The 8,258-nt window shown below is 62.4% G+C and carries 13 protein-coding genes and 1 pseudogene; 7 read left to right on the plus strand and 7 right to left on the minus strand.

Translation table 11 applies throughout. The features are described 5' to 3' along the window. Positions 1-428 (minus strand): transposase (locus MKK68_RS02285; protein ID WP_244028421.1); only part of this gene is annotated, 428 nt, incomplete at its 3' end. 64 nt (positions 429-492) lie between these two features. Between MKK68_RS02285 and MKK68_RS02290 the strand changes: the two genes are divergently transcribed. After that, the gene (locus MKK68_RS02290) at positions 493-897 is read left to right on the plus strand and encodes a DUF3800 domain-containing protein (protein WP_244028423.1); all 405 of its coding nucleotides are present in this window, start codon (positions 493-495) and stop codon (positions 895-897) included. A gap of 173 nt (positions 898-1,070) precedes the next feature. On the opposite strand, the gene MKK68_RS02295 is transcribed toward MKK68_RS02290, so the two are convergent. The 4 genes from MKK68_RS02295 to MKK68_RS02310 form a co-directional block, all read right to left on the minus strand. Continuing rightward, the gene (locus MKK68_RS02295) at positions 1,071-1,253 is read right to left on the minus strand and encodes a hypothetical protein (protein ID WP_244028425.1); all 183 of its coding nucleotides are present in this window, start codon (positions 1,251-1,253) and stop codon (positions 1,071-1,073) included. 51 nt (positions 1,254-1,304) lie between these two features. Continuing rightward, a complete protein-coding gene (locus MKK68_RS02300) occupies positions 1,305-1,709 on the minus strand; it encodes a type II toxin-antitoxin system death-on-curing family toxin (protein WP_279605173.1) in 405 nt (134 codons plus the stop codon). Then, positions 1,699-2,298 (minus strand): hypothetical protein, encoded by a 600-nt coding sequence (locus MKK68_RS02305; protein WP_244028427.1) that lies wholly within the window; start codon positions 2,296-2,298, stop codon positions 1,699-1,701. Before MKK68_RS02305 ends, MKK68_RS02300 begins: the two co-directional genes overlap by 11 nt. Before the next feature lie 169 nt (positions 2,299-2,467). Then, positions 2,468-3,334: an exonuclease domain-containing protein gene (locus MKK68_RS02310; protein ID WP_244028429.1), complete on the minus strand. Its 867-nt coding sequence runs from the start codon at positions 3,332-3,334 to the stop codon at positions 2,468-2,470. Positions 3,335-3,558: 224 nt separating this feature from the next. On the opposite strand from MKK68_RS02310, the gene MKK68_RS02315 reads away from it, so the two are divergent. The 5 genes from MKK68_RS02315 (at position 3,559) to MKK68_RS02335 (ending at position 5,582) form a co-directional block, all read left to right on the plus strand. Continuing rightward, positions 3,559-3,933, plus strand: a complete 375-nt coding sequence (locus MKK68_RS02315) for a hypothetical protein (protein WP_244028431.1) — start codon at positions 3,559-3,561, stop codon at positions 3,931-3,933. 163 nt (positions 3,934-4,096) lie between these two features. After that, entirely contained in the window at positions 4,097-4,303 is a 207-nt protein-coding gene (locus tag MKK68_RS02320) for a hypothetical protein (RefSeq protein WP_244028432.1), read from the plus strand. A gap of 6 nt (positions 4,304-4,309) precedes the next feature. Then, positions 4,310-4,900, plus strand: a complete 591-nt coding sequence (locus tag MKK68_RS02325) for a hypothetical protein (protein WP_244028434.1) — start codon at positions 4,310-4,312, stop codon at positions 4,898-4,900. Continuing rightward, on the plus strand, positions 4,897-5,223 hold the full coding sequence (locus MKK68_RS02330) for a hypothetical protein (RefSeq protein WP_244028436.1): 327 nt from the start codon (positions 4,897-4,899) through the stop codon (positions 5,221-5,223). Before MKK68_RS02325 ends, MKK68_RS02330 begins: the two co-directional genes overlap by 4 nt. 101 nt (positions 5,224-5,324) lie before the next feature. Continuing rightward, positions 5,325-5,582: a hypothetical protein gene (locus MKK68_RS02335; RefSeq protein ID WP_244028438.1), complete on the plus strand. Its 258-nt coding sequence runs from the start codon at positions 5,325-5,327 to the stop codon at positions 5,580-5,582. 20 nt (positions 5,583-5,602) lie between these two features. On the opposite strand, the gene MKK68_RS02340 is transcribed toward MKK68_RS02335, so the two are convergent. Then, positions 5,603-6,097, minus strand: a complete 495-nt coding sequence (locus MKK68_RS02340) for a hypothetical protein (protein ID WP_244028440.1) — start codon at positions 6,095-6,097, stop codon at positions 5,603-5,605. Positions 6,098-6,805: 708 nt separating this feature from the next. Continuing rightward, on the minus strand, positions 6,806-7,123 hold the full coding sequence (locus MKK68_RS02345) for a hypothetical protein (RefSeq protein WP_244028442.1): 318 nt from the start codon (positions 7,121-7,123) through the stop codon (positions 6,806-6,808). 507 nt (positions 7,124-7,630) lie between these two features. On the opposite strand from MKK68_RS02345, the pseudogene MKK68_RS02350 reads away from it, so the two are divergent. Next, a pseudogene (locus MKK68_RS02350) lies at positions 7,631-8,258 on the plus strand (IS5 family transposase); the annotation flags it as partial.

Below are 8,258 nucleotides of genomic sequence, written 5' to 3' on the forward strand. Positions count from 1 at the left end.
CGGCCCACGACACGCCGGGCTGGATCGTAGCCGCGTTCTCCATCGACGCCGACGCCGCCCGAGCGTGCCGCCTGCGCATCCATGACGGCACCCGTCGGGCTGGCCTCACGCCCGGCTCGCTCGCGGTCGTCCATCGTGAGAACGTGGGCGAGGCGCTCGAACACGCCCGAAGCTGACAGGCGCAAGAACCAGCGATGCACGGTCGACCAGGGTGGGAACTCATGCGGCAGGTGCCGCCATGCGCAGCCTGTCCGTAATACATACAGGACGCCATCAAGCACCGACCGCATCGGCCAGCGCCAGGGGCGACCCCTTGATGCGGGACTAGGCAGCATCGCGCCGACGACGGCCCATTCAGCGTCGGTCAGGCAGGTTGCGTAGGGGCGGCTTTCGCGCGCAAGCTCGGTGCGAGCGGTAGGGGTCCACATCGGCGATCCAGGGTGAGCGTCAGACACTCTCCCAACGCCCGCGACACCTGCCGCTCACCCCATTATGAAACGGGGTCTTAGTGCCCCAGAGCCGTCTCTTGGGCTGCTTGTTGCCGATGAAAATAAGGAAATCGAGCAACGTCTAATCGACGACCTTGAACTATACAAGCGTGGCGGGACATCCATCGGCTGGCGCCCAACCTATATTGGATCTATCGTTGATTCCATTCACTTCGTACAGTCAGCAAACAATCGCCTGATACAATGCGTTGATCTAGTAGCTTATTTTACCCTGAAGTATCAACGTCAAAATTCATCGCTAATTGATGAATTCTTAGCTGCGGGGAGTTCGGAAAGTTGGCCGGCATGGCGGGATGCACAACTTCGTGCGCGCCAAAAGCTTCAAGCCATTCACGAGATCGGCCAGAAGCTCGATGTCATTACAGTCGGCCGCAAAATGTTTCTCTGAGGGCAGTCAACCGGCGCGCTACCAAGGGCAGCGCTGGAGCTCAGTGACCCAAACCCGCTGCCGGCTGACGAGTGAGATATCGGGACATACAAGCCGCTTGTAAAGCCCGCCGGTCCCGCAGTCCCGCGGCATGTGCATTCGCCGGTCGAGGGGGCAGTGGCGAACTGATACGGCTACGACCGCCGGCGGCCTCGCTCCTCGTCGGCAACCGCCTCAACAGCCGCGATGGCGTTCTCAAGCTCTGCGATCTGCCTCAGGACGCTCGTGGCCGGCAACGTGTCGTGCTCGGCCGCCGCGAGGATGAGCGCCCGCTGATGGGCCTTAAGGCGGTCAAGAAGGGCGTCGAGCTTGTCCATGGGGGGGGGCTGTAACGGCCAGCCGCTACCCCGACAACCACAGCGTGATGACTAGGCGGCCATTCGAGCGGCCCGGCATCGCGCCACGACATCCTCCGCGGACGCCTCGCCCGTTATAAGGCGCTCGATCAGGTCCGCGTTCTCCACCTTATCAGCTAGGTCGATCTGCACGCCGTTATTGCGCATGAATGCGATGCCCGCGACGAAGGCTGTTCGCTTGTTACCTTGCTGGAAGCAATGGTTCTTGCCCAGGGCCTCGATCAGACGCACGCCGAGCACGATGATGTCGGTGATAGCTTCGTAGAGGAAGAGATTGACCGGCCGGGCCATGGCACCGGCGAGCAAGTCGTGGCTGAGAACGAGATGGTTCTCGCCGGTCTCGGCGACCACCATCTCGTTCAAGCGTTCGATTTGATCTGGACTGAACCAGATCGGCTGCTCAGGATCACCTTCCAAGATGAGCCGTGATCACTGGGTATTTAGCCAAGATCTCAGAGAACAAGGCGTCATACTGATTTCTGCTAGGGCCTTGCATCGGCTCTGCTGATTCAATCGGGCTCGGCGAGATGATGTCCAGGAGTTCCTGAGCCTGATCCCGCACGCGGATGCACTGCGCGTCGCAGGCCTCACCAGCCTCGCGAACACGTTTCGCAAGCCGACGGATGAAACGCCCGTCATCAGCCGACTTCTTCGCCCAGACGGTCGCGAGATCATCTAGGAACACAGAAACGTCATCACCATCGCCATCGATGAGCACCGAGACGCTCAACTGTTCGACAATCCTGACAAGAGAAGCCCTTGATTCCGTAAAGACGTGCCCGCTCTGTTTTTCCCGTAGCAGCTTTGCTTTGTCGGGAACGTCTTTAAGAATAAGAATGAACTGAGCGCGAAGCTTCCAAGTCCGGTCAATGATCCGATTGACGGTGCGGACGATCCCAACGCGCCGCAGGGTCAGCACCTCGGCGCCTTTCGGCACGCTGATGGGCTGGATCTGCGTCACCGCAGCCAGCTCCTTCACCTGATCCTGGAAAGCGTGCGCGCCCATCTCCGTCCTCGTGCATTCAGCTTGTAGGATATGGGGAGGGGAAACGTAAATATCCCGTCTCATCTCCGGTACCCGCGAGTCTGGCGCTGATCCGGGCGCTCAATTGATCATCGCTTGCATCGCGCCCTTCTCGAAAACCTTACCCCGGCGGGTATCCTGCCGGGCAGCGCTAAGGTGCGGCGACAGCGATCAGGTCGCGGAAGTCGCTCTCGGTCACGATGCGGATCGACTGCCCTCTATCGACCGCCGCCTCGGCCTTGATCTGCTTGCGGCTGACATCCTTGCCGGCGAGCCGTCGCACATCCTGGTCGCCCACGACCAAGATCGTGGTCCTCGCGGTCACGTTGTCGCCAACCCCGAAGCCAGCCGCACGGGCATCCCGCTCCGCATCCCTACGGTCCACAGATAGCTTGCCGGTGAAGACGATCACTTCGTCCGCCAGAACTTCGGCTAGAGCCTGCACCTCTGGAGCCCCGCCATTCGACGGCCGCCCGACCGGCTGTCGCACACGCGCGAACCAATCCTCGACGGTGCGACCGGTCTCGGCACTGGCCCGGAGGAACAGCAGGCCAGCGGCGCGGGCATCGCAGAGTGCATCGTGGTGAGCGGCGAGTGGTACGCCGTAGTGCTTTGCCAGTGCCTTCAAGCCGTACCCGCCCGCGCCGCGATGCTCGAACCACGTCCTGCGGGCGACCATCAGGTTGTCAATCCATCCGCACGGCCAGGGCGTAACACCATGTCGGGCGAAAGCGCGGCGGAAGCCAGTGCGGTCGAACGGCCCGTGGTGCAATAGGATGCCGGAACCGTGCTTCTCGCCGATTTGCGCCAGGATGTCCGGCACAGTGGGTGCGCCAGCTACACGTTGCGCGTCGATGCCGTGAAGGCGGGTGTGATGCGGGGAGAACTCGTCCTCGGGGTCAACGTAGATGTGCCGCTCGTCAACGATCTCGCCGCCTTTGAAGGTTACGAGGCCGATGGCGCAGATGCTGGCCTGATCCGGGTTCGCGGTCTCTATGTCGATCGCTACGAAATCCATGCACACCCCCACGAATCACCGGGAGCGTACCGGACAATCTCAGGCTGTCACGCTGCGGCGCCCGACCGTTCGTCGATCGCATCCGGCCAACGCCGTATCACGCGCGTCTCGATGTAATGTCAGCTCAGGATCTGACACCTGGTACAAGCCGGCGCGGGGTTTTCGTACGCCTGGCCCTATGTGACCGGATCGCCCACTTCGGGCGCGACACCGCGCGAGGCTTTGTGGACAGCATCGAAATCGAGGCATCCGTGCCTCAACCCTCACAGGAGGTGACGGACGGCCGTGCGGTGGGCGAACCCGCCGCATCCGCGCTGACCTTCGACACGCTCAACAAGGCGTGGTGGGATTGGGTCAACGCGAACTGCCCGAGCAGGGCCAAACGCACTCGCGGAAAGTGGATGCACGCGAACGTCTTCACCTTCGATGGCACGACCTGGGAACGCGATCGGGGCTCGATGAAGTCGAATTCGGGGAAGACGACGTACACGACCCACGAGAACTTCATCGGCGGCGACGGGCGGGTGATCGGCCGCGACAGCGGCATACCCCTCAATCGTCGCAACGACCCCGCCAGGGATTGGGGCCTGCCGGACTAATGCCGGCCCGGCTGCTCGCGGCATGCGCCTGCGTCCCTAACCGTCCGCCAACATCCGTGGTTGTAGGATGTCACGGCACCACATAGCGTCTTGTGGCGGACGATTCGGCGCACGCGGACCTCGGGCAGGCCCTACGGCCTCTCCCGCCCCGCAGGGATTCGAGATGAGCAAGAAGTCGGGAACCATCGGAACTCGCAGCACCGTGACCGGGCATTACTCCTCCGGCAAGACGATCGTGATCAGGTCGGGCGAACCGATGACCCAGGCCCGCATCGCTCGTGTGCGCGATGCTCTAGCGCTCGCCAGCGAGAAGACCGGCGAATTTCGCCCTTCACCGCACGCACCTGTCAAACGCGATGCGGCGAAGTGATCATCGATGCCTGAGAACGATCGTGAAGTTTTCGACCGCATCACCGAGGGAGATGCCGAGCCGGTCGAAGACTTCCTAACCTACGCGATTTTTGCTTATCAACGCCGCGAATGGGTTAGGCACTATATCGATCGGAATGGCGACATGCCGGCGCCGAACGACATCGATACTTGGATTGGCAATCTCACGAATTACGATTTCGATCAGATGCGCACCCGTGCGGCGACGGTCTTCGATCTCGCGGCGCGCACTTACATGGCACCCGACGTGGAGGCAGCCCGCGAGGACGGATTGCGCGATGCGCTGCTCCGCGAGGTACGCGGCGCGACGGACCTGCAGAAGAGCGAGCTTGGCGCGGCCGTGGCCACGGTGAAGGCCGCCGGATCGTTCTGGACGCAGCTCGGCGTCGCGCTGCTCACGGCGATCATCGCGCCTCTCATCATCGGCGGAGTGATCGTGTTCGCCCTAGCTTTCAGCGATCGCTTTCCTTCGATCCGCGAGATCGCACACGGCGCCGCTCCGGCCGTGGTTGGCGACAAGCCCAGCGAAGCCAAAAATGCGAAGCCTGTTGAGGCTGCCCCGGGCTCGCGACCGTGATCTCGAACGCCGCTCCGGGTGAGGTCTCAGAGATCATCGCCGGCCATCGCGCGCTGGCAGTTCTGCGTATCCTCATCGGCGAGGATTGCCACGGCTCTTCGAACGATGGAGCGCTTGCCGACGTCCTCGACGCCTTCGGCCTCGGCTGCGCACGCGCGACGCTGCGGCAGTGCCTCAGTCACCTCGAACATTCTGGCCTCCTCACGCTCGCTACGGTCGACAGCATCGTTGTCGTTCGTCTCACCCGCAACGGTGCCGAGGTAGCGGAGGGTAAGGCCACGGCCGAGGGCGTGCGACCGTTCGTGGCCGGCGGCCCTTATTGATGACTGCTCAATGGCTTTTCCGGCTATCAAGAAATAGTCGTCATTCGTAATACCGAGAATTTATCTGATTAGCTAATATAAGCTACAAATAGGAGACGGGTATGGTACCTACGCCGGCGTACAAGGATTTGCGGGATCTTTACGAGGAGCTGACCAAGAAGCGACGCGCCCAAGTGCCGAACGTCACGACAGCCTTACGCACCGACCCTCAGGATCCGGGCAATGAATTTGGCAAGCTTATGTCGATGCAGCAGCAATTGGACGAAGTCGACCGAATGATGAAAAGCGAACGGGCTGCGTGGCTGGTCGAAAACCTTAGAGAAGTGCAAGGGGGTGTAGCCGATACCGTCGAGTATTAAGACTGAGATCCGACGATCGGCTATCGCTCTTTAGCCCACATGAATGCGTCGAAGCTGGCGAGCACCGCGGCACGCTCAGTCTCGAAGACGCGGCGGCCGAAGCGTGGTCCAACGCCAATGGGGCCGGCCGAGATCTTGTAGGCGCCACGTTCGACATAGACCGTCACGCGGCACCCATCCTTCTCGATGGTGAGGTTTCCGGATCGTGAGCGGTACCAACGCTTGAGTTTCGGCCAGTTGCGCCACCGCGCAGCCCGGTTCCTGACAGCCGCCTCGCGAGCCCTGGCAGCCGGCACGTCCTCTTCCATGTGACCGGAGCACACGCACCCGCATTCCAGTATGCCCGGATATCGCGGGTGGCTCATTGCATGGACGTATCGAATGTCCTGCGCCTCGCACATTTCGCAGGTCTGTAGAACGTCGCCGAGATCGTCGATGCTCTCGCAGGTCCACCCGCGTTTCGGCACTCGCGGATCGCTCCACTTGCCACGCCCACCGAGCGGCCCGTCTTCCATCACGCCTCTCGCGCTATCATCGTGTGCAGTTCAGTCTACGCATCAACCTTTCAAATCGGTACCTACTTCGCACTCGCAGCGGTCTTTGAACGCAAGCTCTCGTTCGATATTACTGCCGGATGAGAAGCCCTCGTAGGGCGTCAAGGTCGCCTGGCTCGGGCAGCCGGTGAATCATACGATGGCAGTTCGCGCAGAGCACCGCGAGATCAGTTCTAACACCGACGATCACGGGGCAACTGCCGGACAGGCACGTTTCGCAAGGCCAATCGCGAGCGACGCTAGCGGCCACCTTGCTTGCTTCCCACGGGGGGGGCTTTGAAATTTCAACTCGTCGCGAGCCAAAGACCGGTTACTGAAATTTTCTCGTACTTAATTTCGATTTTTTGGCTGGGATCCTGGCCACATCGAGGGCTCAAATGGCGGCGCGTGGGAAAGGATCTGGTCGCCGAAAAGAGCTTCAGGCAGCGGCTGCGCTGATCCGTCGGAAGCCTTCCTGGGAGCGCGCCGGGCTGGCTCGCGCCGAGCGGGTGATCCGCTTCGTGCAGAGCCTGCCGGTGACGAAGGGCATTCTCGCCGGCACGCGATCGGACGCAGACCGGTTGGGTGGGTAGGGGGTCGAAAGTCACAGCCTTGCGCGCTCGGGACCGGATGCTTCGCCTTCCTCAGAGTTAGTTTCCGATTGGAGTTTGATCCGACACGCTTCGAGGCCTAGGCGGCGCCCTTCAGACGATCGAGGATGGCGAGGTGGCGCGCCTCCAACTGGAAGCGCCAACGGCCGCCGTCGACGTGTTCGAGCCAGCCCCGGAACGTCCAGGCCGGCCGAACCGTCAGCAGCACGTAGGTGCCGCCCTCGGCGCGCTTTCCGACCGGCTTCAGGTTCAGCGATCCGCCCGATGGTGCCGTGATCATCAGCATGTCGCGGGCACCGATGTCGGGCGTGTCGCGGGCGAACTCGATGATCGTGCCGTGTTCGATGGTTTCAGTGTCGGCGCGGCCGGCGCGCAGGCAGTGAACGACATGGGCCATGTGGCGTGCTCCCTCGTGCATCTGAGCGGCCGATTAGGCGCCCTCATCCATCGATTCGGCAACGGGCAATCGGGCTAGTCTGAGCGCGATCCGATGCCCTGTTCCGCCTGCATTTCGACCTCCGGTTTCGAATTAAATCTGAGGAGCGGGAAACCACCGGTCTTGAGCCCGCAAACGCCCCGACTTCGGACCCGCCCCCCCCGGTGGGGCGTCGCGACCTGGAAATGCCGTTCGCGGCCAACGCGTCAATCACCCCGCAATGGTCGATGCAAGCACCTGCCCGAGCTCCACCTGCCACACCTCGCGAAGGTGAAGCGCGGCAAGGTGTGACGGTGAGGCAAGGGGATTGCTCCACGTCCCAGAGTTGAGCGGAGCAACGTGGAGCAGGTGGAGCGGATGGCGGTGGGTGCTCCACTGCTCAACTTGCTCCACCACCCTTTAGGGCCTGTCGTCGCCTGAACAGATTGGCTGGGCTTGCGTTTTCGTCTTTCTGATGGAGGAGGGACGATGCTGAGCGACGCGCAATGGGCTGATCTGGAGCCTCTGGTTGAAGCCTGCCGGCCTAAGGCCAAAACGCCTCCTCAGGATCTGCAGCGCACGCTCTCGGCCATCCTTTGGCGGCATCAGAACGGAGCCAAATGGCGAGCCATTCCCGAGGAATTAGGACCCTGGTGGCGGGCTGCCCAGATCTTCATCCGCTGGTCGCGTGCCGGCGTCTGGGAGCGGCTTCTTCACCTCGTGCAGGAGCGCGGTGTCCAACTCGGTATGGTGTTCCTCGACGGCACGAACGTTCGGGCGCACCAAAAGGCGGCGGGAGCCGCCAAAAGGGGGGATCTGCAGCCGAGCGAGACACTCGTGAAGCTGTTGGCCGCTCGCGTGGCGGGTATGGCACCAAGGCTTGCGTGATCGCCGACGGGCAGGGCCGCGCCATCGCCTTCCAACTGGCGCCCGGTCAGGCCCATGAACTCCCTCACGCTGTTCCCCTGCTCGACCGACTGCCGGGGGTGCCCAAATGGGTCGTGGGGGACCGCGGCTATACCAGCCACGTCTTTCGCGAACACATCTGGAATATGGGCGCTCGGCCTGCGATCCCGCCTCAGCGCCACGAAGCGCCCGTGGCCTGCCCTGATTGGAT

The organism is Methylobacterium sp. E-016 (genome assembly GCF_022829745.1).
GTDB lineage: Bacteria > Pseudomonadota > Alphaproteobacteria > Rhizobiales > Beijerinckiaceae > Methylobacterium.

Excerpts from the sequence above, each read along its gene's own strand:
- MKK68_RS02340 (WP_244028440.1), bottom strand. The coding sequence starts at position 6,097 with ATGGAAGACGGGCCGCTCGGTGGGCGTGGCAAGTGGAGCGATCCGCGA.
- MKK68_RS02310 (WP_244028429.1), bottom strand. The coding sequence starts at position 3,334 with ATGGATTTCGTAGCGATCGACATAGAGACCGCGAACCCGGATCAGGCC.
- MKK68_RS02345 (WP_244028442.1), bottom strand. The coding sequence starts at position 7,123 with ATGGCCCATGTCGTTCACTGCCTGCGCGCCGGCCGCGCCGACACTGAA.
- MKK68_RS02320 (WP_244028432.1), top strand. The coding sequence starts at position 4,097 with ATGAGCAAGAAGTCGGGAACCATCGGAACTCGCAGCACCGTGACCGGG.
- MKK68_RS02290 (WP_244028423.1), top strand. The coding sequence starts at position 493 with ATGAAACGGGGTCTTAGTGCCCCAGAGCCGTCTCTTGGGCTGCTTGTT.
- MKK68_RS02295 (WP_244028425.1), bottom strand. The coding sequence starts at position 1,253 with ATGGACAAGCTCGACGCCCTTCTTGACCGCCTTAAGGCCCATCAGCGG.
- MKK68_RS02305 (WP_244028427.1), bottom strand. The coding sequence starts at position 2,298 with ATGGGCGCGCACGCTTTCCAGGATCAGGTGAAGGAGCTGGCTGCGGTG.
- MKK68_RS02325 (WP_244028434.1), top strand. The coding sequence starts at position 4,310 with ATGCCTGAGAACGATCGTGAAGTTTTCGACCGCATCACCGAGGGAGAT.
- MKK68_RS02335 (WP_244028438.1), top strand. The coding sequence starts at position 5,325 with ATGGTACCTACGCCGGCGTACAAGGATTTGCGGGATCTTTACGAGGAG.